Origin of the sequence: Streptomyces sp. SID8374, from assembly GCF_009865135.1 — a bacterium.
Classification (GTDB): Bacteria; Actinomycetota; Actinomycetes; order Streptomycetales; family Streptomycetaceae; genus Streptomyces.
Map to the genome: position 1 here is coordinate 2,073,248 of NZ_WWGH01000002.1, position 26,430 is coordinate 2,099,677.

The 26,430-nt window shown below is 72.5% G+C and carries 23 protein-coding genes and 2 pseudogenes; 20 read left to right on the forward strand and 5 right to left on the reverse strand.

The features are described from left to right. The first annotated feature begins 135 nt into the window (after window positions 1-135). Together GTY67_RS32430 and GTY67_RS32435 are read left to right on the forward strand one after the other, a co-directional pair. Window positions 136-1,704, forward strand: a complete 1,569-nt coding sequence (locus tag GTY67_RS32430) for an amidohydrolase (protein WP_161281393.1) — start codon at window positions 136-138, stop codon at window positions 1,702-1,704. Between the two features lie 244 nt (window positions 1,705-1,948). Further along, window positions 1,949-3,139: an MraY family glycosyltransferase gene (locus GTY67_RS32435; RefSeq protein WP_161281394.1), complete on the forward strand. Its 1,191-nt coding sequence runs from the start codon at window positions 1,949-1,951 to the stop codon at window positions 3,137-3,139. Between the two features lie 24 nt (window positions 3,140-3,163). Here the strand turns inward: GTY67_RS32435 and GTY67_RS32440 are convergent, their stop codons facing one another. Further along, window positions 3,164-4,051 (reverse strand): glycosyltransferase family 2 protein, encoded by an 888-nt coding sequence (locus GTY67_RS32440; RefSeq protein ID WP_161281395.1) that lies wholly within the window; start codon window positions 4,049-4,051, stop codon window positions 3,164-3,166. 118 nt (window positions 4,052-4,169) lie between these two features. Between GTY67_RS32440 and GTY67_RS32445 the strand changes: the two genes are divergently transcribed. From GTY67_RS32445 to GTY67_RS32455, 3 genes are all read left to right on the forward strand, one after another. Beyond that, complete coding sequence (locus GTY67_RS32445; protein WP_161281667.1) at window positions 4,170-6,338, forward strand: PI-PLC domain-containing protein; 2,169 nt, start codon at window positions 4,170-4,172, stop codon at window positions 6,336-6,338. A gap of 142 nt (window positions 6,339-6,480) precedes the next feature. Further along, window positions 6,481-7,443, forward strand: a complete 963-nt coding sequence (locus GTY67_RS32450) for a metallophosphoesterase (protein WP_093692429.1) — start codon at window positions 6,481-6,483, stop codon at window positions 7,441-7,443. Continuing rightward, window positions 7,440-8,123 (forward strand): 4'-phosphopantetheinyl transferase superfamily protein, encoded by a 684-nt coding sequence (locus GTY67_RS32455; RefSeq protein WP_161281396.1) that lies wholly within the window; start codon window positions 7,440-7,442, stop codon window positions 8,121-8,123. The genes GTY67_RS32450 and GTY67_RS32455 overlap by 4 nt, the downstream gene beginning before the upstream one ends. Window positions 8,124-8,163: 40 nt before the next feature. Here the strand turns inward: GTY67_RS32455 and GTY67_RS32460 are convergent, their stop codons facing one another. Then, on the reverse strand, window positions 8,164-8,748 hold the full coding sequence (locus tag GTY67_RS32460) for a histidine phosphatase family protein (RefSeq protein WP_161281397.1): 585 nt from the start codon (window positions 8,746-8,748) through the stop codon (window positions 8,164-8,166). Window positions 8,749-9,013: 265 nt separating this feature from the next. Here GTY67_RS32460 and GTY67_RS32465 point away from each other — a divergent pair, with 265 nt between their 5' ends. The 4 genes from GTY67_RS32465 (at window position 9,014) to GTY67_RS32480 (ending at window position 11,778) form a co-directional block, all read left to right on the forward strand. Then, entirely contained in the window at window positions 9,014-9,229 is a 216-nt protein-coding gene (locus tag GTY67_RS32465; RefSeq protein ID WP_030565757.1) for a CbtB-domain containing protein, read from the forward strand. A 53-nt stretch (window positions 9,230-9,282) separates the two neighbouring features. Further along, window positions 9,283-10,047, forward strand: coding sequence for a CbtA family protein (locus GTY67_RS32470; protein ID WP_161281398.1), 765 nt, complete (start codon window positions 9,283-9,285; stop codon window positions 10,045-10,047). A 217-nt stretch (window positions 10,048-10,264) separates the two neighbouring features. Further along, complete coding sequence (locus GTY67_RS32475; RefSeq protein ID WP_161281399.1) at window positions 10,265-11,032, forward strand: SDR family oxidoreductase; 768 nt, start codon at window positions 10,265-10,267, stop codon at window positions 11,030-11,032. 32 nt (window positions 11,033-11,064) lie between these two features. After that, window positions 11,065-11,778: a TetR/AcrR family transcriptional regulator gene (locus GTY67_RS32480; RefSeq protein WP_093692424.1), complete on the forward strand. Its 714-nt coding sequence runs from the start codon at window positions 11,065-11,067 to the stop codon at window positions 11,776-11,778. Between the two features lie 221 nt (window positions 11,779-11,999). Here GTY67_RS32480 and GTY67_RS32485 read toward each other — a convergent pair whose 3' ends face one another. Together GTY67_RS32485 and GTY67_RS32490 are read right to left on the reverse strand one after the other, a co-directional pair. Further along, window positions 12,000-12,671 carry a hypothetical protein gene (locus GTY67_RS32485; RefSeq protein WP_161281400.1) on the reverse strand — a complete coding sequence of 224 codons (672 nt, stop codon included), beginning with the start codon at window positions 12,669-12,671 and terminating at the stop codon, window positions 12,000-12,002. Between the two features lie 130 nt (window positions 12,672-12,801). After that, entirely contained in the window at window positions 12,802-13,155 is a 354-nt protein-coding gene (locus GTY67_RS32490) for a tetratricopeptide repeat protein (RefSeq protein WP_093692422.1), read from the reverse strand. A gap of 162 nt (window positions 13,156-13,317) precedes the next feature. Between GTY67_RS32490 and GTY67_RS32495 the strand changes: the two genes are divergently transcribed. The 4 genes and pseudogenes from GTY67_RS32495 to GTY67_RS35245 form a co-directional block, all read left to right on the forward strand. Next, the gene (locus GTY67_RS32495; protein WP_093692421.1) at window positions 13,318-14,283 is read left to right on the forward strand and encodes a pirin family protein; all 966 of its coding nucleotides are present in this window, start codon (window positions 13,318-13,320) and stop codon (window positions 14,281-14,283) included. A gap of 845 nt (window positions 14,284-15,128) precedes the next feature. Continuing rightward, window positions 15,129-16,769 (forward strand): alpha/beta hydrolase, encoded by a 1,641-nt coding sequence (locus GTY67_RS32500; RefSeq protein ID WP_161281401.1) that lies wholly within the window; start codon window positions 15,129-15,131, stop codon window positions 16,767-16,769. Between the two features lie 380 nt (window positions 16,770-17,149). Further along, window positions 17,150-17,416 (forward strand): annotated as a pseudogene (locus GTY67_RS32505) (MFS transporter); the annotation flags it as partial. Window positions 17,417-18,110: 694 nt separating this feature from the next. Next, window positions 18,111-18,434 (forward strand): annotated as a pseudogene (locus GTY67_RS35245) (IS701 family transposase); the annotation flags it as partial. Window positions 18,435-18,443: 9 nt separating this feature from the next. Here GTY67_RS35245 and GTY67_RS32510 read toward each other — a convergent pair. Beyond that, complete coding sequence (locus tag GTY67_RS32510; RefSeq protein ID WP_093692418.1) at window positions 18,444-18,956, reverse strand: cupin domain-containing protein; 513 nt, start codon at window positions 18,954-18,956, stop codon at window positions 18,444-18,446. A gap of 140 nt (window positions 18,957-19,096) precedes the next feature. On the opposite strand from GTY67_RS32510, the gene GTY67_RS32515 reads away from it, so the two are divergent. The 7 genes from GTY67_RS32515 to GTY67_RS32545 all read left to right on the forward strand — a co-directional run bounded on the left by GTY67_RS32515 (window position 19,097) and on the right by GTY67_RS32545 (window position 26,421). Further along, window positions 19,097-19,543, forward strand: a complete 447-nt coding sequence (locus tag GTY67_RS32515; protein WP_093692435.1) for an Rrf2 family transcriptional regulator — start codon at window positions 19,097-19,099, stop codon at window positions 19,541-19,543. After that, entirely contained in the window at window positions 19,540-20,568 is a 1,029-nt protein-coding gene (locus GTY67_RS32520) for a DsbA family protein (RefSeq protein WP_237502969.1), read from the forward strand. Before GTY67_RS32515 ends, GTY67_RS32520 begins: the two co-directional genes overlap by 4 nt. A 513-nt stretch (window positions 20,569-21,081) precedes the next feature. Beyond that, window positions 21,082-22,656 carry an ABC transporter substrate-binding protein gene (locus tag GTY67_RS32525; protein ID WP_202462421.1) on the forward strand — a complete coding sequence of 525 codons (1,575 nt, stop codon included), beginning with the start codon at window positions 21,082-21,084 and terminating at the stop codon, window positions 22,654-22,656. A 78-nt stretch (window positions 22,657-22,734) separates the two neighbouring features. Continuing rightward, window positions 22,735-23,763 carry an ABC transporter permease gene (locus tag GTY67_RS32530; protein ID WP_161281402.1) on the forward strand — a complete coding sequence of 343 codons (1,029 nt, stop codon included), beginning with the start codon at window positions 22,735-22,737 and terminating at the stop codon, window positions 23,761-23,763. Between the two features lie 2 nt (window positions 23,764-23,765). After that, complete coding sequence (locus GTY67_RS32535) at window positions 23,766-24,659, forward strand: ABC transporter permease (protein WP_161281403.1); 894 nt, start codon at window positions 23,766-23,768, stop codon at window positions 24,657-24,659. Next, window positions 24,656-25,555 carry an ABC transporter ATP-binding protein gene (locus tag GTY67_RS32540; RefSeq protein WP_161281404.1) on the forward strand — a complete coding sequence of 300 codons (900 nt, stop codon included), beginning with the start codon at window positions 24,656-24,658 and terminating at the stop codon, window positions 25,553-25,555. The genes GTY67_RS32535 and GTY67_RS32540 overlap by 4 nt, the downstream gene beginning before the upstream one ends. Then, window positions 25,552-26,421: an ABC transporter ATP-binding protein gene (locus tag GTY67_RS32545; protein WP_161281405.1), complete on the forward strand. Its 870-nt coding sequence runs from the start codon at window positions 25,552-25,554 to the stop codon at window positions 26,419-26,421. The genes GTY67_RS32540 and GTY67_RS32545 overlap by 4 nt, the downstream gene beginning before the upstream one ends. Window positions 26,422-26,430 lie beyond the last annotated feature (9 nt).

A 26,430-nucleotide genomic window follows, 5' to 3' on the forward strand; every position in this document is an offset into this window, starting at 1 on the left:
AGCCCATGTCGGCCGGAACAACACCACGGCGTCGACAGGCCGGGGCGGGCGGGTTAGGGTCTCTCGTTCGGATCAGGCCTGGCCCGCTCTCCGGCCGTGCGCCGTGGGTCCGACCGCGACGGGGAGGGACCTCCCATGCTCTGTACGAGGCTGACGAACGCCCGCGTCCTCACGATGGACCCGCACCACCCGGTCGCCCGCGACCTGGGCATCTGGCGGGGCCGGATCGTCGGCGTGGACGAGGCCGTGACCGCCCTCCCGGCCCGCGAGGTGGTCGACCTCCAGGGCGCCACCGTGTTGCCCGGCTTCATCGACAGCCATGTCCACCTGGCCTGGGCCGGGTTGAAGGCCCGTACGCCGAGCATCGCCCCGTGCGAGCGGATCGAGGACATCCTCGCCGTCGTGGACGAGGCCGCCCGCCGCCCCGCACCTGTCGGCGCTTGGCTGGATCTCGCCGGTTACGACCAGCGGGCCCTGGGCCGCCATCTGACCGCCGCCGAACTGGACCGGGTCAGCCACGGCCGCAAGATCCTCCTGATGCACGACTCCGGACACGCCTGCGTCGTCAACACCGCCGTCCTGGAGCTGCTGCCGCCCGAGGTGGAGCACGAGGAGGGCTTCCTCGCCGAGAGCGCCATGACCGCCGCCCGACGGCTGCGGCTGCCGTACTCCCAGGAAGAGCTCGCCGACGCCATCGAACACGCCGCCCGGGCCTGCCTCGCCGAGGGCATCACGGCCTGCGCCGAGGCCGGCATCGGCGGCGGGCTGCTCGGCCACAGCCCCGTCGAACTCGGCGCCTACCAACTCCTCCGCGACCGGGGCCGACTGCCCCTGCGCGTCCAGCTGATGGCCTCCGGCGACACCCTGCGTACCCGAGCGGCCCACGCCGACGACGGCTTCACCCAGGCCCTGGACCTCGGGGTGCGCACCGGATTCGGCGACGACTGGCTCTCCCTGGGCGCCCTGAAGATCTACACCGACGGCGGCATGATGGCGCGCACGGCCGCGCTCACCTCCCCGTACGAGGGAACGGACGACACCGGCCGGCTCCAGGACGACCCCGACCGCCTCACCCGCCTCATCGTCGACGGCCACCTCGCCGGCTGGCAGCTCGCCGTCCACGCCATCGGCGACCGCGCCGCCGACCTCGCCCTGGACGCCCTGGAGGAGGCCCAGAAACTGAAGCCCCGGCCCGACGCACGCCACCGCATCGAACACGCCGGACTCATCCGCCCCGACCAGTTGCCCCGCTTCGCCGCGCTCGGGGTGAGCGCGGTGATCCAGCCCAACTTCCTGCGGTACTTCGGCGACGACTACGCGACGGTGATGGGGGAGGGGCGGGCCGGCTGGATGTACCGGGGCCGGGGCTTCCTCGACCACGGCGTCACCCTGGTCGGCTCCTCCGACCGGCCGGTCACCGACGGGTCCCCGCTGCGGGCGATCCAGTTCATGGTCGAACGGGCCTCCGTCTCGGGCCGGATCATCGGCGGGGACGAGGCGATCGCCGTCGCGGAGGCCGTGCGCGCGTACACGGTCGCCGGTGCCCACGCCTGCCGCTGGGACGGTACGGCGGGCACCCTCTCCCCGGGCAAGCGCGCCGACTTGGTGGTCCTCGGCGACGATCCGCACCGGGTGGACCCCGCGCGGATCGGCGACATCGAGATCGTGACGACGTATGTGGACGGCCGGGACACCCGGGCCTGAAGTGCCCGGGCGGAGGGGCTCGTCCCTCCGCCCCTCCCGGCCAGGAGTTCAGGGAATCACCACCTTTTTCGTGTTATTCAGGGTGAATCAGGACATCAGCCCCGTAGGTTGGGGAGAACCGCCACTCGACTGGCGTCCTACGTCACCCCGACACCGCAACCGGACGAGCGCCGGGCCGCCGCGTTCCACCGGTCGCCCCGGCGCCCCGCGCGCCGCTGTTCACGAACGAGGAAAGGCAGGGCAGGTGAACGTGCTTGGGATCATCGCCTCCGGTGTGGCCGCGCTGTTCATCACGGTCGTACTCGCCAAGGGCGTCCGCCGTACGGCGCTCCGCTCCGGCACCGGCCGCGAGCCGGGCGCACGACCCTCGCGCGCCGGGGTGGTGCGCAGGCTGGGCGGCGCCACGGTCGTCCTCGGCACCGGCGCGGCTGCCGCCGCCGGCTCGGCACTCGGCGCGGCGGGCGACGGCGGGCGGGCCGTCACCGGGCTGCTGGCCGGGGCCGGGATCGTCGCCGCCCTGGGGCTCGTCCACGACGTACGGCCGCTCGGGGTGCCCCTGCGGGTGGCGGTCCAGACGGGTGCCGCCGCGCTGGCCGTGTACCTCGCCGGGTTCTCACCGGTGGCGGGCGTCCTGGCCGTGATCTGGATCGTCCTCGCCACCCAGGCCTTTGCCCTCCTCGACACCTCCGACGGGGTCCTGGCGACCGTCGGCGCCGTCACCGCCGCCGGGCTGCTCGCCTGCGCGGCCGTCGACGGCAGGGCCGAACTCGCCCTGCTCCCCGCCGTCCTGCTCGCCGGGCTCACCGGCTTCCTGCTCCACAACTGGCACCCCGCGCGCATCCGCCCCGGCGCGTGCGGCTCGCTCTTCACCGGCTTCGTCCTGGCGTCCTCCAACGCGCTGATCCACGTGGCGGCCCCGTCGGAACGCACAGCCTGGGCCGCGCTGCCCGTCCTGGCCGCCGTCGCCCTCGCCGACGCCGCCCTCGTCCTGACCTCCCGCCGCCGCGCCTCGCGCCCCCTGCTCCAGGACTGCGGCGACCACATCACGCACCGGCTGCGCCGCCTCCGCGTCACCGTGCCCGGCACGGCCGTCCTCCTGGGCCTGTGGGCGGGCGCGTCGGTGGCGATCGGCACGCTGGTGTACGCGGGCGTGCTGCACCCCGCACTCGCCCTCGTACCGCTAGTGGGCAGCGCCCTGGCCGTCCTCGCCCTGCTCAGGATCCCGGCGTACGTGGCCCCGCCGGGCACCGCCGTCCGCCGCCCGGCCACCGGCACCGCCGTCCCGCGCACACCGCCCGCCCCGGCCACGCCACCCACGCCGGCCGGTACCGCTCCGACGGGCGCCGAGGCCGCCAGGACCGCAGGCGGGCGCCCCACCGTGCCCCCGCCGCCCACCGGCCGCCCCGCCGTCGGCCTCACCGCCGACAGAAGCTGACGCGAAGGCGGCGGCCGGCCCTCATCACGCCCGCCACCGCCCGAGCGTGGCCCGCGCCGCCGTCCGCGCGTACGGGGACACCATCAGGAACGGCGCCCACGGCCAGGTGTGGCGCAGGCAGTACACCCACCACTGCCGCGGCGGCAGCTCGGCCACGGAGGTCACCCGCCGCAGCGCCTCCCGCACCCCGATCCCCGGCTCCCTGGAGCCGGGGGCGTCCGGCCCCCGCGCGCACACGCCGACGGGCGACGGGGCGACGAAGGCGGGCACCCCGGCGCGCCGGGCGCGGAAACCGTGGTCGTAGTCGCCCATCCGGTGGCGGAACACCTTGTCGAGGTCCCCGACGACTTCGTACGCGGCCCGGGGGAGCAGTACCACCCGCCCGTCGTACGTGTCGCACGGCTCGGGGCGCTCCCCGCCCGGCTCCACCAGCGTCAGGGACCGGCCGCGCCGCCCCGAGTACACCGTGGAACCGTCCGCGCCCCGGACCGCCCCGACGACGACCGCCCCCGCCCCGACCTCGTCCGCCGCGCCCAGGAGCCCGGCGAGGGCGTCCGGGAAGAGGTCCACCCCGTCGTCCAGCCACAGCTGGTGCGTCCACCGGTGGCTCGGGCCGCCCGGCCTGCCGCTGTGCGAGCCCCCGCCGCCTCCGCCGCTGCGGCTGTTGCGGCTGGCGATGCGCAGCGCCTGGTTACGGGGGACGTCCGCGCCCACCGACATGACCTCGACGGACGGATGGCGGCGGCGGACGGCCTCCGGAGTACCGTCGGTGGAGCCCGCGTCCACCAGATGCACGCCCAGCGTGGCGTGGGCCGGAAGGCCCTGCTGGCTCTCCAGGGCGCTCAGCGCCGACAGGGTCCGCTCGCGCCGGTTGTGACTCGTCATCAGCACGGCCAGGTGGACGGAGTGCACGGCGGAGCTCCTCCCTGCACGAATCTCATCATTCATGCATAAAAGCTGATAATCCGCATAGGCTGAGTGAGTGATCGCCGCACCGATGGAGTACCCGTTTCCCCCGCAGCCCGGCCTCATGCCCCCGGGCCGGGCCCGGCGGGCGGTGCGCGTGGTGGCGTTCGTGCTGGCCGCGCTGAGCGTGATGACGGTGGCGCTCACCTCGACGGTCCGCGCCACCGTCCTGTCGCCGGGCTACTACCGGTCGGTCCTGGACGAGGAGTCGGCGTACGACCGCCTCTACAGCGAGGTGCTCGTCGACCCGGCGATCGCCCCCGTCACCCGCGACCTCCTCGCCCACCTGCCCGTCCCCGAGGCGCTGGTGACCTCCAACATCAAGGTCGTCCTGCCCCCGGAGACGGTCCGCTCCCTGACCGACCAGCAGATCCACGCGCTCACCGACTACCTGCGCGGCGACACCGACGAACTGCGGCTGAACGTGGACATCGACCCGGTGCTGCAGAACCTGGCCGACCTCGCCCGGATCTACTTCGGGGACCTGGTGGCCAACCTCCAGGACCAGGACGAACCGGACTTCGCCCGGTTCACCGACGACCTCACCACCGCGCTCGAAGCCCTCCGGGAAGGCCGCGCGCCCACCCTGCCCGCCCTGCCGCTCACCGACGACCAGGCGGCCCGCGCCACCGACGCCCTGCTGACCCTGGTGCCCGAGCGGGACCGGACGGAGCTGCGCCCCGATGTGGAGGTGGCCCTGGGCAGGGGCGACGTATCGACCGCCCTGGCGACGACCGCGGCCGCCGCACTCGCCGACGGGTCGCGGACCGCCGCCGCCGGCCTGCGCACCACGCTCCAAGGGGGTACGTGGGACCTCACCGCGACCCTGACGGCCGCGGGCAACGACCTCGACGCCCTGGAGCAGGCGCGCGAGCGGGTCCAGTGGCTGACGTACCTCCAGATCCTCGCCACCGCCCTGGCGCTGACCTCCCTCGCGGTGCTCTGGGCCACCGGCCCCCGCGCCTTCGCCCGGCGGCTGATGGTGCTGGGGCAGGCGGTCGCCTGCGGCGGGATCCTCGCGGCGGCCGCCGTCCTGCTGACCCGGCTGGCCACCGGGGGCCGGTTCCTCACCATCCCGGCCTCCTGGCCGCCGAGCGTCACCGCCCTCGTCGAGGACCTCCAGGGCAACGCCGTCGACCAGGCGGTGGCCACCGGCCTGACCGCCGCCCTCACCGCCCTCGTCGGCGGGGCCCTCCTCACCGCCACCGGCTGGGCCTTCCTGGTCCGCCCGCGCACCCTCCCCACCCCCACCGCCGTACGGGGCGTGGCCGCGGGCGTCACCTGCGCCGCACTGGCCGGCGCCCTGCTCGTCCCGCCCGTACTCGGCCCGTCCGCGCCCCGCCGCTGCCAGGGCAGCACCGAACTCTGCGAGCTCCGCTACGACGAAGTCGCCCACCTCACGGCCCACAACGCCATGTCCACCACCGCCGACCGGTTCATCGGCCCCCTCCAGGACCCCGACATCACCACCCAGCTCAACACCGGTGTCCGGGCGCTCATGCTGGACACGTACCACTGGGAGAGCCCGCAGGACATCGCCGCCCGACTCGACAACCCCGAGTTCACCCCCGAACAGCGTCGGCTGATCTCCGCCGCGATCGACAAGGCCAACCCGCCGCGCGAGGGCCTCTGGCTCTGCCACAGCGTCTGCCGGGCCGGCGCGATCGAACTGGGCCCCGCCCTGGAGGACATCGGCGCCTGGCTGCGCGCCCACCCCACCGAGATCGTGACGCTGATCGTCCAGGACGACATCGGCGCCGAGGAGACCGCCGAGGCGTTCCGCCGGGCCGGGCTCGGGGAGCTGCTCCACACCCCGTCCGAGGACCCGGAGGAGCCGTGGCCGAAGCTGGAGGAGATGATCGACAGCGGCCGCCGGCTGGTCGTGTTCGCCGAGAAGGCGGACGGCCCGGCGCCCTGGTACCGCAACTTCTACCGGTACGGCATGGAGACCCCGTTCGCCTTCCGCAGCCCCGACGAGATGAGCTGCGAACCGAACCGCGGCGGCACCGGAAAACGCCTCTTCCTGCTCAACCACTTCGTCACCAACGGCGGCGGCAGCAGGCTGGACGCGGGCCGCATCAACTCCCGCGACTGGCTGCTGGAGCGGGCCCGGGCCTGCGAGGCCGAGCGCGGCAGTCCGGTGAACTTCGTCGCCGTCGACTACACGACCGTCGGCGACGCGCTCGGCGCGGTGGAGGAGCTGAACAAACACCGTACGCAGAAGGACCGCTGACCCGGCCTCAGCCCGGCCGGAACGTGCTCCCGCCCGAACCCTGAGGCGGGTGTCGGAGGCTCATGAGAGGCTGACTCCCCAGCGGCTCCCGACCCTGCGGACGGAGCCCCACGACGGCCGACAGAACGGGGAACCAGCGCACATGACCGCTCCGAGCGATCCCGCACCGCCCAGTGCCCTCTCAGCCGTTCCGTCGCCCGGCGGCGCCCCCGCCCCACGGGGGGCCGGACGCCTGCTGGCCGTGAGCGACCTCCATGCGGCGGTCTCCGACAACCGGCCCATCGTGGAGTCCCTCCACCCCACGTCCGACGAGGACTGGCTCATCGTCGCGGGCGATGTGGCGGAGCGCCCCGACGACATACGGTGGGCGCTGGGCCTCCTCGCGGAACGTTTCGCCCAGGTGATCTGGACCCCCGGCAACCACGAGCTGTGGACCCTGGACAAGGATCCGGTCCAGCTGCGCGGACAGGCCCGGTACGAACACCTCGTCGCGATCTGCCGCGAGCTGGGCGTGATCACCCCCGAGGACCCGTTCCCCCGGTGGCCCGGCCCCGAAGGACCGGTGGCGATCGCGCCGCTGTTCCTCCTGTACGACTACACCTTCCGCGCCCCGGGCACGCACACGAAGGAGGAGTCGCTGGCCGTCGCCCACGAGTCCGGCATCGTCTGCAACGACGAGTACCTCCTCCACCCCGACCCGTACCCGACCCGAGACGACTGGTGCCGGGCCCGGGTCGCGGAGACCGAGCGCAGACTCGCCGAGCACGACCCGGAGATCCCGCTGGTCCTCGCCGGTCACTGGCCGCTCGTACGGGAACCCACGTCGGTCATGTGGTACCCGGAGTTCGCCCAGTGGTGCGGCACCGAACTCACCGCCGACTGGCACCGCCGCTTCAACGTCACCGCCGTCGTCTACGGGCACCTCCACATCCCCCGGACGACCTGGTACGACGGCGTCCGCTTCGAGGAGGTCTCGATCGGCTACCCACGGGAGTGGCGCGAGCGCGGCCACCCGCGCGGCCTGCTGCGCCAGATCCTCCCGTACGAGCAGGAGTCCGCGCCCCCGGCCCGTACCGGCACCGCTACCTCCGGAGGCTCCCTGTGATCGAGAGACTGCTGCCCGCGTACGTCTCCTGCGCCGCGACCCGCGAGGAGAGCCTGCCGGAGGGAACCCTCTTCCCCGAGGAGGAGGAGCTGGTCGCCCGGAGCGTGCCCAAACGCCGCAACGACTTCACGACCGCGCGGGCCTGCGCGCGGCGGGCCATGGGCGGGCTCGGGCTGGAACCCGTCGCCGTACTCCACGGCAAACGCGGGATGCCCCTGTGGCCCGACGGGATCGTCGGCAGCCTCACACACTGCGACGGGTACCGGGCGGCGGCGCTGGCGCGCGCGGCGGACGTGCTGTCGCTCGGCGTCGACGCCGAGCCGCACGCCCCGCTGCCGGAAGGCGTGGGGGAGTTGGTGGTCCGCCCCTCGGAGCGTGCGCGGTTCGCGGTGGGGGCCGGGATCCACTGGGACCGGCTGGTGTTCAGCGCCAAGGAGAGCGTCTTCAAGACCTGGTACCCGCTCACCCTGACCGAGCTGGACTTCGACGAGGCGGACCTGACCTTCCACCGGGATGACGACGACCGGGTGGGAGGCACCTTCACAGCCCGGCTGGTGCGCACGGATCCGGCCCTGCCGCCGGTGCTGGACGGCAGGTGGCGAGTCGAGGACGGCATCGTGGCCACGGCGGTGCTGCTGCGGCCGGACTGGCGGGAGGCGGGCGGCACTCAGGGTTTCTGAGAGGGGCGGCAGAGCAGTCAGGGTTCCTGCGGGGCGGCTCTCAGGAACCCTGAGGCGCGGTGAGCGGGCGCCCCAGCCGGACGTTCCACCGGCCCGACCGACCGCTCAGCTCCGTGAGGACCAGAGGCGCGACGTCCAGCCGCCAGAACGCCTCCACCGGCAGCGCGAGCGCGTGCACGGCAGCGGCCCGTACGACGGCGGGTTCGGCGACCGCGAGGACGCCCCCGTCCTCGGCGCCGGGGACTCCGTCCAGCCAGCCGCCCACCCGCTCCACCAACTCCCGCAGCGACTCGCCCCCGTGCGGGGCCGCCGAGGGGTCGCCCATCCAGGCGGCCACGGCGGCGGGTTCGGCGGCGCCCACCTCGTCGAGGCGCCGACCGCTCCAGCGCCCGAGGTCCCAGCCGGTGAGCGCCGGTTCGGGGCGGGCGGCGAGACCGAGGGCGGCCGCGGTCCCGAGGCACCGCTCGGACGGGCCGCTGAGAACCGTCCCGGACCTCGGCAGGGCGGGCGCCGCCGCCCTGGCGCTCCGCTCCCCGGCCGGGTCCAGCGGCGCGTCACCGTCGAAACGGGCCTCCCGGAGCGCCGCGTTCATCGCCGGTGAGACCAACATCACCCGTACTGTCATGTTCCTGCCTCAAGTCGTTCCGGAAAGGCCCCAACGCCCGTGACCGGCAGGCGATTCGCGGCCCGAAGCTCCGCAGATTGCACCATGGCGGTGCCTGCGTACAGGCGGTATGGTCACGTCGACCATGACGACGGTGTGACGGAAGCCCGGTGAGAATCCGGCACGGTCGCGCCACTGTGTACCCGTACCTGTGCGGGAAGTCAGACCCAGCACCTTCGTCGGATGTACCACGACAGGGACGCGTGTTCCCACAGGAGGTTCCGCCATGGCGCAGTCCGCCGCTCCCGCAACCGGGGCACCCGCCATCACTCCGATCTCCGCGAAGGCCCTTGCCCCCTGGGCGGTCTTCGTCGGCATCCTGGCTCTCGTACTGCTGTACTTCGTCGGCGCCGAACAGGGCGCCACCGCCCTCATCTCGGGCGAAGGCGTCCACGAGTGGGTCCACGACGGCCGTCACCTGCTCGGTTTCCCCTGCCACTGAGCCACCCGCGACATCCGGTTCAGCGAAGGAACAAGGGAAACAGGGAAAGTCTCGTGAACTCCATATCTGTCAGAGCTCTGCTCGTGCGCGGCATGATCGCGGGCGTGATCGCGGGTGCGCTGGCCCTCGCCGTGGCGTACTTCCTCGGCGAGTCCCAGGTGGACGCCGCCATCGCGCTCGAAGAGGCGCACAGCCACGCCGCCCACGGCGGCGGCGAGGAGGAGGAACTCGTCAGCCGCACCATGCAGGCGACCGGCGGACTCGCCACCGCACTGCTGGTCTTCGGCGTCGCGGCGGGCGGCATCGCCGCCCTCGTGTTCGCCTACGCGCTGGGCCGCATCGGCAAGTTCGGCGCCCGGGCCACCGCCGCACTGGTCGCGGGAGCGGCCCTGCTCACCGTCTACGTCGTGCCGTTCCTGAAGTACCCGGCGAACCCGCCGGCCGTCGGCGACCCCGACACCATCGGGAAGCGCACCACCCTGTTCTTCCTGATGGTCGCCCTCAGCGTGCTGCTGGCCGTCGCCGCCGTGATCATCGGCAAGCGGCTCGCGCCGAGCCTGGGCAACTGGAACGCGTCCATCGCGGCTGCCGCCGGCTTCGTGCTGGTGATCGGTCTCGCCTATGCCTTCCTGCCCTCGTTCGACGAGGTCGGCAAGGACTTCCCGGCCACCCTGCTGTGGAAGTTCCGGCTCTCCACGCTCGCCGTCCAGACCACGTTCTGGGCCGGCTTCGGCCTGATCTTCGGCTACCTCACCGAGCGGCTGCTGGCCTCCGGGAACGCTGCCGACGCGCCGCGCGTGGCGACGCCGGTGGGCTGACCGCCCGCGCTCCGCACAGAACCCGCCGGGGTACACCCGGCGGGTTCTTGCTGTTCGCGGGCGGGTGCGGCGCTGTCCGGGCAGGGACAGCGGTGTTACGGGCGAGGTCACCCGGAAGAGGTGACGGACGGGGTAGCGGCGCTACGGCTCAACTGTTAACGTTGATGTCGTCGGGTTGCACGGAACCGCCGCGACCCCTGTCGCCAGGAGCAACGTCATGACCGTCGAACAGTCCGAGGCTGTGTCCACCACCAACGCTCCCCGCCGCGTGGCCGTCGTCACCGGAGGGTCCCGGGGCATCGGCCGGGAGAGCGCCGAGCGGCTCGCCGCCGACGGCCTCGCGGTCGTCGTCGGCTACGGGGGCAACCAGGCCGAGGCGGAGGCCGCCGTCGCCGCCATCACCGCCGCGGGCGGCGAGGCGATCGCCCACCGCGCGGATGTGGCCGACGAGACCGCCGTCGCGAGTCTCTTCGACGCCGCGGAGCAGGCGTACGGAGGCGTCGACGTGGTCGTGCACGCGGCGGGCGTGATGGCGCTCGCCCCACTGGCCGACCTCGACCTCGACGTGCTGGACCGGATACACCGCACCAACATCCGGGGCACCTTCGTCGTCGACCAGCAGGCCGCACGGCGGGTGCGCGCGGGCGGGGCCGTCATCAACTTCTCCAGCTCCGTGCTGTCGCTCGCCCTGCCCGGCTACACCGCCTACGCCGCCACCAAGGGGGCCGTCGAGGCGATGACCCTGATCCTCGCCCGTGAGCTGCGCGGGCGGGACATGACGGTCAACGCCGTCGCCCCCGGTCCGACCGCCACCGCCCTCTTCCTGGACGGCAAGGACGAGGAGACCGTCGCACGGATGGCCGCCCAGCCCCCGCTGGAGCGGCTCGGCACCCCGCAGGACATAGCCGAGGTGGTCTCCTTCCTGGCCGGCCCCGCCCGCTGGGTCAACGGCCAGGTCCTGCGGGCCAACGGCGGCATCGTCTGAGCGCCGTGTCCCGGCTTGATAGCGTCCGTCCGATGAGCACCACCACGAGCACACGGACCCGCATCCTCCAGGTGGCCGCCGAACTGGTCGGCGACTCACCCGACGGTGACATCTCCACGCGCGCCGTGTGCGAGGCGGCCCAGGTCGGGGCCCCCGCCCTCTACCGCCACTTCGGGGACAAGGAAGGCCTCCTGTCGGCCGTCGTCGACCACGGCTTCGAGCAATATCTCGCGACGAAACGTGAGCGCGACGAGAGCGCGGACCCCGTGGAGGACCTGCGCCGCGGCTGGGACAGCCACGTCGAATTCGCCGTCCGCAACCCGAACCTCTACCGCCTGATGAACTCCCCGGCGATGCGGACGCCCCCCGCCGCCGCGCTGGAGTCGCACCGCATCCTGACGCGGGACCTGGAAAGGGCGGCCGCCCAGGGCCGGATACGGGTCGCGCCGGAGCTGGCCGCCCAGATGGTCATGTCGGCCAATGTGGGGGTGGCGCTGATGCTGGTCGCCCGCCCCGCGACCTTCGACGACCCCGGCCTGTCCCGCCGGGTGCGCGACGCCGTGCACGCCTCGATCCTCACCCCTGACGCGGCGGCGGGTGCGCCGGAGGAGGCCGAAGTGCCGTCGGCGGCGGCGCGGTTGAGCGCGTTGCTCCGCGAGGCGCAGGGCTCGGGGCTCAGCACGGCGGAGGCGGCGCTGATGAAGGAGTGGCTCGGCCGGGTGGCGAACGCGGGCCCGCGGGACTGAGCGCCGGGCAGCCCCCCCCCGGGGCAGGGGAAGGGCGGCCGGGACGGTGCGGGGGTGGCGTCCGGCGGGGTGCGGGGTTGCGCGGGGCGGGTGGCGGCGGCTGTGAGGTGCGGCCGGGACGGTGGAGGTCACGGGGCGGTGGTCGTCAGGTGCGGCCGGGATGGTGGCTGTCGGGCGCGTTTGGGGATGCCGACGGTCAGATGCGGCCGGGGCGGTGGCGGTCAGGATGTCGTGCGGACGGGGGAGGGCGCGTCGCCGTCGCGCAGCCCGTCCTCCACCAGGCGGGCGGTGTTCTCGACGATGCGTCCGAGGTCCTCGCGCACGTCGTGCTCCTTGCTTCCGTACGGACCGTACGCGGTCACCGAGAGCAGGAGGTCGCCGTTCCACAGGAGGAGGGTGCGGCCGGGGCGCCCCTGGTCGTCGGCCGGTTTCCCGTACGCGGCGTCGTGGACCCGCTCCGGCCCGCGGCCGTGCGCCCGGTCGAGGTCTTCCTTGATGCGGTACGCGCGACGGGCGGGCCCGGCGTCCTCGTACACGGCGGCGGTCGCGCTGAGCTTCCACGACGCCCCGTCCGCGCCCGTGAGACCGGCCAGGCAGCCCGCCTGCCGGTAGCGGTGCCGGGTGCCCTTCTCGCCGATGTCCTCCCTGGTGTCCGGATCGGCGGAATCGGTGGTGGAGCCGACGGTGAACCCCTCGGCGGGCGGCGCGCCCGCGAGCAGTTCGCAGGGGCGGCTCGTCCAGCTGTGCACCCCCGGTGCGCAGGCGGCGGACTTCCCCTGGCCCTCAGCTCCGTCCTGGCCGCCACCGGAGCAGCCGGACACCGCGAGTGCCGCCGATGCGATGAGCGCGGCCACCCGCGCCCGGCGTAATTCGGCGTCCCTCGAGCTACACATTCCCCCGCCCCCTGCCCCTTCGTCCCGGAAAGCTCATTATCGGGTGCTCGTACCGGCGGGTAAAGGAGGACAGGGCCGCACCGGTTCGATGCGACCCTGTCTCTCCCGTACGGCCCGAAGGCGGATCGAGTCAGCTCTCCAGCGACCCGAAGTCGCCCGAGAACGCGGCGGCCATCCGCAGCTGGGTCGCCGCCTCGACCTGCCGCCCCTGGCGCTCCAGGGTCCGGCCCAGCATGAGGCGCGCGTAACTCTCCACCGGGTCGCGCTCCAGGACCGCCCGCAGCTCCTCCTCGGCCCGGCCGAGCCGGGCGGAGTGGTAGTAGGAGCGGGCCAGCAGCAGCCGCGGCGCGACCTGCTCCGGCGCCTCCTCGACGAGCCCGCCCAGGATCCGGGCGGCCGTGACGTACTCCTTGGCCTCGAAGAACATCTGCGCCCGGTCCCACCGGTCGGCGGCCGTGCCGAACTCGTAGTAGGTCTCGTTCACGCGTCCTCCTCGTCATCGTGCGGGCCCGTACGGTGCCGGCCACCGAACTCCCGTCCCGCCGTGCGTTCAGCCATGACAACACCGCATAATGGTTGAACATTCCACTAAATCTTTGGCGTGGGTACCGACGCGCCCCGCCCGTACGGGAATAGGTTGAGCGCCATGAGCAATCTCGATCGCCAGGCCACTCCCTCCGTCTGCGGAGGGCGCGGCTTCGTCGTCGCCGAGCCGGTCCGTGAACTCCTCACCCCCCGCCGCGTACCGCTCGGCGAGTCCACCGAGGTACGCCGCCTGTTGCCCAACCTGGGCCGCCGCATGGTGGGCGCGTGGGCCTTCGTCGACCACTACGGGCCCGATGACATCGCGGACGAGCCCGGTATGCAGGTACCGCCGCACCCGCACATGGGGCTCCAGACCGTCAGCTGGCTCCACGACGGTGAGGTTCTGCACCGCGACAGCCTGGGCAGCCTACAGACCGTGCGCCCCCGCGAGCTGGGCCTCATGACCTCCGGCCGCGCCATCAGCCACTCCGAGGAGAGCCCGAAGCCGCACGCCAGGTTTCTCCACGGCGCCCAGCTCTGGGTGGCCCTCCCCGACGAACACCGCAACGTGGAGCCGCACTTCCAGCACCACACCGACCTCCCCGCCGTCACCGCCCCCGGCCTCACCGCCACCGTGATCCTCGGCGAACTGGACGGCGCGGCCTCACCCGGCACCGCCTACACCCCGATCGTCGGCGCCGACCTCACCCTGACCGAAGGCGCCGAGGCCCGCCTCCCGCTGGACCCGGACTTCGAGTACGCGGTCCTGTCGATGTCCGGAGAGACCGAGGTCGACGGCGTCCCCGTACTGCCCGGATCGATGCTCTACCTCGGCTGCGGCCGCACGGAACTGCCCCTGCGCGCCCTCTCCGACGCGAGCCTGATGCTCCTGGGCGGCGAGCCGTTCGAGGAGGAGATCGTGATGTTCTGGAACTTCATCGGCCGCTCCCACGAGGAGATCGCCCAGGCCCGCGAGGACTGGATGAGCGGGGCCAGGTTCGGTGAGGTGAAGGGCTACGACGGCTCTCCGCTTCCCGCGCCCGAGCTGCCCGCGACGCCGCTGAAGGCGCGGGGGAGGGTGCGCTGACCGGCGTTCCCCGGAAAGGCCCGATCCGGCGGGACCGGCCGGTGAGAGGGCAACCGTGTTCAAGGGAAAAGGGCATGCACGTCCCTCATCAAGGTGGCGGGGTCGATCGGTGAAGTGGTGGATCGATCCCGGGGCGGAACAAGAGCGCCGCTGACGTAGTGTCCGGGGGGAGCATGTACCCCCGTTCACGTACTCCGGCTACGGTCGCCGTAGGGCAGAGGCCGGGTTCGTTCTCGTACCTGAGGGCCTGTAACCTGCGCCGATGGCGTCCCGCGCCACGCGTGGTAGGCGTCGGCGATCCTCCGTAGGCCGGCCTCTGTCGGCACGCGCTCGGTCCGGTCGGCCATGGCGCCCGACTGGCGGGCGTCGACGAACAGGATCTGGCCGCGTCGGTCGGCTGCCCCTCCGGTGGACAGCACGTGCTGGAGCCATGCGTAGTTCGCGTTGCCCGCCGGTGGCAGGCCCGTACCTCCGGCGGACATCGTTCCTGCCCCGCGGCCGGTCCCCGACGTTGAACGGCGGGGCGCTCTTCACGAAGTCGGCCTGGAGGCCCGGCTGTCGGTCGCCTGCGAGGGTGTCGGCCCACCTCGTCGACAGACCGCCGTCGATGCCGTGGAGGGCCTTGAGAAGCGTCGAGGAAAGCATCGAGGTCCAGCGTCGCCTCGGACCCCGAGCGGTCGTCGATCGGCGAGACCCTCACGCGTCACCTACAACTCGGGTATCACGAGTGGCTGTTGCGTCATTCCCAGGTGGGAGACAACTGCGGCCCGCCGAGGGATCCGCAGACGCGGGCCGTTCCTGAATGATCTTCCCTGTCCGAACATGTGACCGGAAGGATCGATATCGTGCGCAGACGACGTCTCGCGCCCCTGTTGGCCGTGACCCTGACGGCAACGCTGGCTCCCGCGCTCGCCACCTCGACCGCCAACGCCGCCCCGGCCGCCGCCCCTTCGGCCGCCTCCCCGTCCGCCGCCAAGGGTGGCGCGCTGGACCCGTACACGAAGCAGAAGCCGAAGTGGAAGCGGTGCGAAGCCGGCGCGCCGGCGGAGTTCCAGTGCGCCACGATCAAGGTTCCGCTGGACTACCGGGCCCCCGGGGGCAAGCGGATCGACCTGGCGATATCCCGGATCAAGAGCACCACGCCGGGCAAGCGCCACGGTGTCCTGCTCTCCAACCCCGGTGGCCCCGGCGGCCAGGGCATCTACATGCCACTGGGACTGCGGGAGGAGCTGCCGAAGTCCGCCCGGCAGAAGTACGACCTCATCGGCTTCGACCCGCGCGGGGTGGGGCGGAGCAGCCCGGTCACCTGCAACCTGACGCCGGACGAGGAGGACTGGCTGCGGCCGTACAAGAAGGAGACGTTCGCCAAGGACGTCGCCTGGGCCCGCAAGGTCGCGGACAAGTGCCGTAAGAAGGCGGGCGCCACGCTCCCGCACATCACCACCCGCAACACCGCCCGCGACATCGACGTGCTCCGGGCGGTCCTCGGCGAGAAGAAGATCTCGTACCTGGGCTACTCGTACGGCACCTACCTCGGCGCCGTCTACACCCAGCTCTTCCCGGGCCGGGCCGACCGGTTCGTCCTCGACAGCGCGGTCGATCCGGCGCGCGCCTGGCGGGGCATGGTCCAGTGGTGGGCCGAGGGCGCCGAGCCCGCGTACGACCGGTGGACCGGGTGGGCCGCCGCGCGTTCGGCGACGTACGGCCTCGGTGACACGCCGAAGAAGGTCGACCGGACCTTCTGGAAGCTGGTCGCGCGCGCCGACAAGAAGCCCATCGACCTGGACGGGCTGCTGGTCACCGGCGACGACATCCGCAGCGGTATGCGGGGAGCGGTGTTCAGCCCGCAGTCCGCCACCGAGGCGTTCGTGGAGCTGAAGAAGGCCGCTGACGGGCAGCCCGCCGCCGCCAAGAAGCTCACGGCGTTCACCGGCGCGGCCGGGACCGGGAGCGCGCGCAAGGCCGCCGAGCCGCCTGCGGACAACATGACGGCGAGCTTCTGGGCCGTGGTGTGCGGCGACAACTCCGCCGCGTGGCCGCGAAACCCCGAGCGCTACCGGAAGGACGCCATCGCGGACAAGGCCCGCTACCCGCTCTTCGGCGACTTCGCGTCCAGCATCAAGCCCTGTGCGTTCTGGAACGCGTCCGTGGAACCGGCGACGAAGGTGAACAACAAGGTCGGCTCCCTGGTCGTCCAGAACGAGTGGGACTCCCAGACCCCGCTGCCCAGCGCCCAGGCCCTGCACAAGGTCCTCAAGCGCTCCAAGATAGTCACCGTCCTCGGCGGCGAGGGCCACGGCGTCTACCCGAGCGGCAACGTGTGCACGGACGGCGCGGTCACCGGCTACCTGCTCACCGGAAAGCTTCCGGCGAAGGACGTGTTCTGCCGGGCGACGACCGGCTCGAACGCGGAGGCGCGGCAGAACCAGAAGCGGGACCAGCTCCCCGGATCTCCGCTCCCGGAGCGCGCCCCGGACCGGTTCTGAGTCCGCACCTGAGTCCGCTCGTGCGGCGGCGGTTCTGATTCCGGTCGTACGGTGTCGGCTCCGAGGCCGATCGTACGACCCCGGGCCGGGCGGGCCGTTGAAGGCGGGGCGGGGCCTCCCGGCGAGGTCCCGCCCCGTCGTACGCCGTCGGCTCAGCGCACCGGGTCGCGCGGCCCCACCGGGTACGCGGCGAGACCGGGCGCCGCCACCGGGTCGGCGATCCGCTCCGGTGACGACCGGCCGTCGCCTCCGCCCGGCAGGTACCGGCCCGGGGTGTGGCCGTACGCCCGGCGGACGACGTCGATGGGCCCGGTTGGCGTGCACGGTGCCGGCGGGCACCCGGATGGCCCGGTTCCGCCGGTGCAATCCATGTACCGGCCGTGGTGCGCGGGTCCCATCCCCTCACCGTGGCCGACGTGGCGGGGCTCATCCCCCTGCCCGGTCCGGCCCTCCATGTATGTGCGGCCCTGACCTCGGCAGGTCTCCGCGTCCCGGTCTCGTTGCAGGTGACCCTGGCCCAGGACCATCTGCCCGGCCGGGCCGGCACGGCCAGTGGCATCACCCTCGGGCTGACCATCGGCGTCGGCGGTCTGTTCACCCCGCTGATCGGCAGGCTGGCCGACGCCACCCCCCTGCGGACCGCTCTGATGAACACGTCGCAGTCGTGTCGTTGATGTGTGCATGGGCCGGGGTGATCTGGCGGACGCCGAGTGGGAACGGCTGCGACCGTTCCTGCCGGTCAGTAACAGGCGTTGTGGCAGGTGGCGGAATCACCGGTAGGTGATCGACGGGATTCCGCACCGGGTGCGGACCGGCGTTCAGTGGTTGGCCTGCCCGAACGGTTCGGGCCGTGGAAGACGGTCTACGAACGTCACCGTCTGTGGTCGGCCGACGGAACCTGGGAATGCCTGCTCCGGCAGGTTCAGGCCGCGGCCGATGAGGCTGGGGAGATCGACTGGGACATCTCGGTCGACTCCACCGTCGTGCGGGCCCATCAGCACGCCGGCGGCGCCCGACCGGACCACCACCCGTCTCACAGGGGGACGCGGCGGCAGAACACCGGGACCAGACGGCGTGGCAGAGCCTCCTCGCCCGACTGGCGGAGGTGGTGCGGGAGGTGAGGGCCTGGGTCGCTCGCGGGGCCGGTTCACCACCAAGCTCCGCCTGAGCGCGGACGGCCGCTGCCGCCCGCTGTCCCGGATCGTTCCTCCGGGACAGCGGGCGGACTGCACGCAGTTGGAGCCCGTGCTGGAGAGGATTCTCGTACCTCGGACCGGGCCGGGCAGACCCCGCAAGAAGCGCGACACCGTCGAACGGGCCATCAACCGGCTCAAGCACGCGGTGAGCTGGCGGCAGGGCAGCAAAGGGCCGATGACCTCACGGTTCGCGGTCCTGACCTTACGGCCGGCGGGCAAGCAGTCTCTGGCAGGCGCCCAGGCCGCGGGCGGCGGACGCAACCAGTGGGACGGTGCCCTGCCCACCTCCATCGTCCTCGTGGAAGGGCCCACCGGGGTGGAGGCGCCGACGAGCTATCGGATATCGAACCTGCCGCCCGGAACACCGGCCGCCGAGTTGGTGCGGTGGGCGAAGACGCGCTGGCGCATCGAACACGACTACCCAGAGCTCAAGCACGGCCTCGGGCTGGACCACTTCGAGGGCCGCACCCAGTTCCTACTAGTGGCCCTCGTCCGCCGGAAGGGCGTACAGGCGGGGGAGGTTGACCACGATCGCCTCCTGGGTGGAGCGCGCGATGACGACCACCGCCTCTTCGGACGGGTCGGGGTTCTCCTCCCGGTGCGGCACGAACGGGGGGACGAAGATGTAGTCGCCCGGCGAGGTGCGCAGCCGTACCTCCTGCGGCTCCTCGCCCGAGTCGTCGAGGAACACGAACTCCGGGTGTCCGCTGACCACATGGATGGCCGTCTCGGAGGCGCCGTGGTGGTGGTCGGAGGAGGAGGTGGACGGCGCCACATGGGTCTGGCCCATCCACAGCTTCTCGGAGCCGGTCGTCCGCCCGCTGATGGCCGCGAACCGGCGCATCCCGCCGGTCTGGGCCGTGTCGCCGTCCAGCGCGTCGGCGCGGATGTGGTGCAGGCGGGTGTGCAGCGGAGCCGTGGGGCGGTCTCCCGGGGTGGCGTGGAGGTGCGGGTGGAAACCTTCGCCTGCGGTGGTCAGGGGCTCGCTCATGGCGGGGACGCTAAAGCGGCACGGAAAAGGATGTCAAGAGGTGTCCTTTGCGGTTCATCTGCGGCAATGTTGCTGACATGTAGGAGTTCAATCGTGCGGAGGCCGGGCCTCCGCACGGCCCTTCGGGCATGATGAGCGCCATGCATATCTCCGCGAAAGCGGACTACGCCACGCGGGCCCTCCTGGAGCTCGCCCGTGAACCTGGCCGTCCGCTCACCTGCGAAGCCATCGCCTCCTCGCAGGAGATTCCCTTCCGTTTCCTGAAGTCCGTGGTGGGCGAGTTGCGCAGAGCCGGGCTCGTACGCAGCCAGCGCGGCTGCGAGGGCGGCTACTGGCTCGGCAGACCCGCCGACGAGGTCACCCTCCTCGACGTGGTGCGCGCCATCGACGGCGATGTCCTCACTCTGCGTGGCGAACCGCTGGACGGGCTCGGCTACCCCGGTCCCGCCGCGCCCCTGCCGGGTGTGTGGCGGCAGATCGAGGCGGGCGCGGCGGCGGTCCTCGGCGGGCTGACCCTGGCCTCACTGCTGCCTGCCGGGCTCTCCGCCGGTGCCCGGGAACAGCACTCCGAGGTCGGCGCCGCATGACCGTCACACCGGAGCCGGAGGGCCCGCCCACACCCGCCTCGGAAGGCCCGCCCCTGCTTGAGGTCGCACCCGCCTCGGAAGGCCTGCCCTCGCCGGAGGCCACACCCGACTCGGCGGAGGCCACACTCGCCTCGGACGGCCCGCCCCCGCTGGAGGTGGTGGAGTACACCGATCCGCTCTGCCCCTGGGCCTGGGGTTCCGAGCCCGCCTTCCGCCGGCTCCGGGCGGCACTGCCCGGCCGGGTCCACTGGCGGCGCGCGTACGCCATCCTCTTCGACGACGACGAGGACGATCCGCCCCCCGACCCTGCCGCCGAAACCTCCTGGTACGCAAGCCACTTGGCGGAGATCGGCACGCACACGCTGGCCCCCCGCGCGCACCGGCTGACCCGGGTGGCGGCCAGTTCCTGGCCCTCCTCGCTCGTCGCCAGGGCCGCCGAGGCCCAAGGGCCCGAGATCGCCGAACGGGTGCTGCGCCGGCTGCGCGAGAGCGTCTTCGTGCTCGGTGAGCCCGCGGACACCGAGGCGCTCGCACTCCGGTCCGTACGCGGGGTGCCGGGCCTGGATCCCGACCGGCTGGCGCGTGACGCCGCCTCCGCCGACGTACGCGAAAGTGTGCGCGCCGACCGGGCCGAGGCGCGCCGTCCGGTCCCCGAGGTGTTCTCCGTACACGAGGAGTCGCCGCACCCCGGGGCGGCGAAGGAGACGCCCGGCGGTGACGTGCGGTACGCGCTGCCGACGCTGCTGTTCCGGACCCCGGCCGCGTACCGCGTGGTGCCCGGCTGGCGGCCGTACGAGGCGTACGCGGCCGCCGTCGACGCGCTGAGCCCGGGGCTGCGCCGGGAGGCCGCCCCGCTCGCCCCCGCCATGGCCCTGGAGCGCTACCGGAGCCTGACCGGGCCGGAGCGGCTGGTGCTGACCCAGGGCGCCTGGCCGCCGCCGCACGCGGTGCGGGTGGACACCGCGCAGGGGCCCGTGTGGCTGCACCCCGACGACGCCCAACACCACCCCGCCGTACGGGAGTAGGGCCCCGCAACGCCCTGAGCTGCGGCCCAGTGTCGTTCCACCGGATGAGACACCAAAAGGTGTCCATTGACATCCGGGGGCGTGCGGCACCAGGATGTGCCGCATGCTCACGACGCACCCCGGCGTGATGTGCCGCTACGTGGACCTGCGGCGCACCTCCAGCGCTCTCTGTCGCTGACCGACCGCCACTTCGGCCCACAGGCGTTCCCCGATCGCCGACGGCAGCCCCGCTGACCGTCGTCACACCGATCGGCCCCTGTCTCCTCCGCGTCCCTCCCCGCGCATCCCCGCGCACCTTCAACGGCCCTCGCCGTGCGCCCCGTTCGTGACCCCGTCGCCGTCACTGCCGCCGTCGACCGTCCCGGACCGCGCTCGCACCGAGGCGTGCCGCGGCTCCCACCGCCCTGCCCGGACGCCCGTGCGTCCGGTTTCCGGCGCGGGTGCCGGCCGCCCCCGGTTCCGCTCCGTCCGCCCCGTACCGCGGCCGGCGCCCATCACAGAGAGAACACCGAGATGTCCGCACGACTGACGAACCTCCGCCCAGGACTCCGCGTCCGGTCCGCCCGGCGGGCCGGGGGCCTGCGGGCCGCCGCGCTCGGGACGGCCCTCGCCACCCTGCTCGTCCCGGCCCTGAGCGCCTGCGGGGGAGACGCCTCCTCCGCGAGCGGCAACGCCACGCTGAAGTGGGCCTCCTCCTACTTCCCGGCCCACTGGGACCCGGTCGTGTCGGGCAGCGGCGCCCAGTTCCGTCAACTCGCCCTCGTCTACGCCTCCTTGACCCGCACCGACGAGGAGGGCAAGGCCGTCCCGGACCTCGCCGAGAGCTGGGAGTACAACGACAAGGGCGACCGGATCACCTTCAAGCTGCGCCCGAACCAGAAGTTCAGCGACGGCGAACCGATCGACGCCACCGCCGTGAAGGCCGCCATCGAACGCGCCCAGAAGCAGAAGAACTCCGCCCTCTTCGGTGACCTGACCTCGATCGGAAAGGTCGAGGCCAAGGGGCTCGAAGCGACCCTGAACCTCACTCAGGTCGACTACCAGATACCGCAGTTGCTCGGACAGCGCGTGCTCCAGATCGCCAGCCCCAAGGCGGCGAAGGACCCCGGGAAGCTGGACCAGAACCCGGTCGGCGCAGGACCCTTCGTGGTCCAGCAGCTGATCCCCGGCACCAAGGCGGTGCTCAAGAAGAACCCGGACTACTGGGACGCGGAGAACATCCACATCGACAACGTGGAGCTGGTATCCGCCCCCGACGCCTCGACGGTCGTCTCCGGACTGCGGACCGGTGTCTACAACTTCGCCGACATCGACCCCAGTCAGGCGGACGCGGCGAAGAAGGCCGGACTCGACGTCTTCGTCCAGCCCGGCTTCAACGCAGCCAACCTCAGCCTCAACGTCAACAAGGCGCCCTTCGACAACGACAAGGTCGTCGACGCCGTCCGGCACGCGGTCAACCGCGAGGAGTTCGTGCGGAAGCTGACCTTCGGCTACGGCGAGGCGACCGACCAGCCGTTCCCGAAGGGTTACGTGGCCTACGACCCGAAGTCCGAGAACGCCTATCCCTACGACCCCGAGAAGGCGAAGAAGCTCCTCGCCGAGGCGGGCCACAAGCCCGGCGACCTCAAGCTCAACCTGGTCATCCCGTCCGAGGACCCGCAGGCCGAGATCGTCCAGTCGCAGCTGGCCGCCGTCGGCATCAAGGTCACCATCAAGATCGACAAGAACTGGTCCACCCCGTTCTTCGCCAAGGACCTGACGTTCTCGCTGTACGGGACCACCGGCCGCGACTCCGCCGTACAGACCCTCACCGCGCACTTCGGCCCCAACGGCCCGCTCAACCTCTCCACCCCGTACGAGCCGGCCGGGTTCAAGGAGGCCGTGGCCAAGGTCCGCCAGACCCCGCTGGACTCGCCCGACTACGCCGCCACCCTCCAGGCCGCGACCCGGGCCGGGCTGGAGAGCAAGGCGCTGGTGTTCACGTACGCCTCACCGAACCTCTTCGCCAAGACGAAGTCGATCTCCGCACTCCCGAAGAACCCCGGGCACATCGACTGGACCGGCGTGAAGGTCACCGGCGCCAGCTGACCCTCCCGCACCACCGATCACTCCTTCCAGCACCGCCCATCCGCCCATCCGCCCATCGCACAGAGAGGGGGCAGCCCCATGACGACGACCGAGCCACAGGTCACCTCTGCCCGCCGTCGCGGGGTCGCCGTGGCCAGGACACGGCACGCGAGCGCCCGTGTCCTGGCCGTCCTCGCCCGGTCGGTCGCCATCTTCGTACCGGTCTTCCTGGTCGCGACCTTCGTCACCTTCGCACTCCGCTCACTCAGCGGACTCAGCCCGGCCCGCATCCAGTTGGGGGAGGACGCCACACCCGAGGCCATCGCCCGCATCGAGGCCCAGTGGGGGCTGGACAAGCCCTTCCTCACCCAGTACTGGGACTGGTTCAGCGGCGTCCTGCACGGTGAGCTCGGCAGCAGCTGGGTCAACGGCGCCGACATCTCCACCCTCATCGGCCTCGGCCTCGGGGTGAGCCTCTCGGTCGCCACGTTCGCCCTGGTCATCGGGGTGGTCGTCGGCTTCGTCCTCGGTACGGTCGCGGCGCTCCGGCGGACCACCGCGATCGACCGGGCGATCACCGGGTTCGTCACCGTGATCTCGGTGATGCCCGCCTTCGTCGTCGGCATCGTGCTCGTCGCGATCCTCGCCGTCGGGTTCGGGCTCTTCCCCTCCGCCGGGTACATCCCGGCGGAACAGGGCGTCGGCCCCTGGCTCGCCCACATCACCCTGCCCGCCCTGGCGCTCAGCTTCGACGTCATCGCCGACGTGGCACGCCAGCTGCGCTCCAGCCTCATCGGCGCCTACCAGGAGAACTACGTGACCGGCGCGGTGGTTCGGGGGCTGAGCCCGCGCCGGATCTTCTTCGGGCACGTCCTGCGCAACGGCCTCGGGCCGACGCTCGCCACGCTCGGGCAGAAGTTCCCCGCCCTGGTCGGTGCCTCCGTCGTCACCGAGTGGATCTTCGGCCTCCAGGGGTTCGGCCGGTTCGCCAACGACTCCGCCCAGGCCGGCGACGTACCCGCCGTACAAGGCGTCCTGGTGGTCTCCATCGCCCTGGTCGTCTCCTTCAACCTCATCATCAACCTGGTGCTGGCCCGTGTGATGCCGGCCTCCCAGCGGGGGGTGTGACCATGGTGCGCCGCGTTCTCGCACTCACGTCCGGACGGATCGCCGTCACCATCCTCGCCCTGATCGCGCTCCTTGCGATCCTCGGCCCCTGGCTCGCCCCGCAGAACCCCCTGGCCACCAGCGACAACGCGCTCGCGGCCACCTCCGGCGCCCACTGGCTGGGCACGGACTACCTCGGCCGCGACGTACTCAGCCGCCTGCTGGACGGCTCCCGCATCAGCGTCCTCGGCTCGCTGGAGGTCGCCCTGGTGGCCCTCGTCGTCGGCGCGATACCCGGCATCCTCTCGGTCTACCTCGGCCGGGCCTTCGAGTGGTTCACGCTCCGCATCGCGGACACGCTGGTCGCCCTGCCGTTCCTGCTCTTCGCCATCGCGGTGATCGCCCTGCTCGGCAACGGCATCACCCAGGCCATGCTCGTCACCGGGGCCCTGGTCTCCCCGCTCTTCTACCGGGTCTCCCGCGCCGCCACCCTGGCCGTCGCCCGCTCCCCGTACGTGGAGGCCGCGATCGTCTCCGGCGCCTCCATCGGCTGGATCGTCCGCCGCCACGTCTGGACCAAGGTGCTCCCGCCGATCGCCGTCGCGCTCGCCCAGACCATCGGCGTCGGCTTCGTGATCGTCTCCAGCCTCACCTTCCTCGGCATCGGCGTCCAGCCGCCCGAGCCCACCTGGGGCGGGCTCCTCGCCTCCGACCTGGGCTACCTCAGCCACCGCCCTTGGGCCCCGGTCGCACCCGCACTGCTGATCATGGTCACCGTCTGGGCCTGCAACCTTCTGGCCGACGCGATCCGCGACGTCTCCGGTGAGGCGGGCCGGGCGCTGGCCAACGACCGCAAGGCCCGCGCCAACCGCCGCGAGGCGGCGGCCGAACCCCACCCCGCCGGAGGTTCCCGATGAGCCCGCTGACCCACGACACCCTCACCTCCCGCCCGGCCGACACCGCCGAGAAGACCTTCGACGCCCCGGACGTCCCGGCAGCCGCGCCGGTCCTCGCACTCCACGACGTACGCATCACCGACCGCGTCACCGACCGGGAGATCGTCCACGGCGTCACCTTCCAACTCACGCCCGGCAAGGCGGTCGGCATCGTCGGGGAGTCCGGCAGCGGCAAGACCCTCACCTGCCGGGCCGCGCTCGGCATCCTGCCCCCGCACTTCGAGATCACGGCCGGCCGCATCGACCTCGCGGGCACCGACATCGCGAACCTGACGCCCCGCCAGTGGACGGACCTGCGCGGCGCCACCATCAGCGCCGTCTTCCAGGACCCCGCCTCCTACCTCAACCCCGCCATCAAGGTCGGCGCCCAGATCGCCGAGGTCATCCGGGTCAAGCAGGGCCTCAAGCGGCGGGCCGCCCGCCGCCGGGCCGTCGAACTGCTCACGGCCGTACGGCTGCGCGACCCGGAGCTCGTCTACGGGCAGTACCCCTACGAGCTCTCCGGCGGCATGCTCCAACGCGTCCTGATCGCCGCCGCCATCGCCGTCGAACCCCGGGCCCTCATCGCCGACGAGGCCACCACCGCCCTCGACGTCACCGTCCAGGCCGAGATCCTCGACCTTCTCGCCGAGCTGCGCGAACGCACCGGCCTCGCCCTCGTCGTCGTCTCCCACGACCTCGCCGTCGTCGCCCACCTCTGCGACGAGGTCCTGGTCATGCGGCAGGGCGAGGTGGTGGAGCAGGGCGAGACCCGCGTGGTGCTCCACGACCCGCAGCACGACTACACCCGCCTGCTCATCGCCGAGCACGACAGCTACGGCCTGGACAAGTTCCTCGCGCCGAAGGAGGCGTCATGACCACCACGGCACCGGAGGCGAAGGACGCCGTACGCGAGGACGGGACGGGCCCGGTCCTGGAGGTGTCCGGCCTCGACGTGCACTACGGCCGGGGGCGCAAGCGCCGACGCGCCCTGCACGGCGTCACCCTGGACATCGCGCCCGGCGAGGCCGTCGGCGTCATCGGTGAGACGGGCTCCGGCAAGTCCACCCTGGCCCGCACGGTCCTCGGCCTCGTCCCCGCTTCGGCCGGATCGATCCGCATCGCCGGGGAGGACGTGAGCGGTTACGGGCCCCGCCAGTGGCGCGACCTGCGGCGGCGCGGCGTGATCCAGTACGTCTTCCAGGACCCGCTGCGCAGTCTCGACCCGGACCTCACCATCGAGGACTCCCTGATCGAACCCCTCCTCATCCAGGGCGTCCGGCGCCAGGAAGCCGCGCTCCGGGCCCGCTCCTTCCTCGACCGGGTCCACCTCACGACGGATCTGCTCGGCAGGCTGCCCGGCGAACTCTCCGGCGGCCAGCGCCAACGTGTCTCCGTCGCCCGGGCCCTGGTCACCGAACCCCGCCTCGTCATCCTCGACGAACCGGTCAGCGCCCTCGACTCCGCCAACCGCGTCCAGGTTTTGGAGATCCTCAAGGAACTGCGCGCCGCCGGGGTCGCCCTCGTCTTCATCTCCCACGACCTCGGCTCCGTCGCCGGGACCGCCGACCGCATCACCGTCCTCTACCAGGGCGAACTGGTCGAGACCGGCACCGCCCACGAGGTCGTCAACCAGCCGCAGCACCCCTACACCCGCCTGCTGCTCGGCTCCGCGCCCACCCTGCGGGGAAAGCCCGCCGGCCGCGCCGAACGCGAGGCGCTGCGGGCCCTGTTGAGCGCGTGAACACACCCC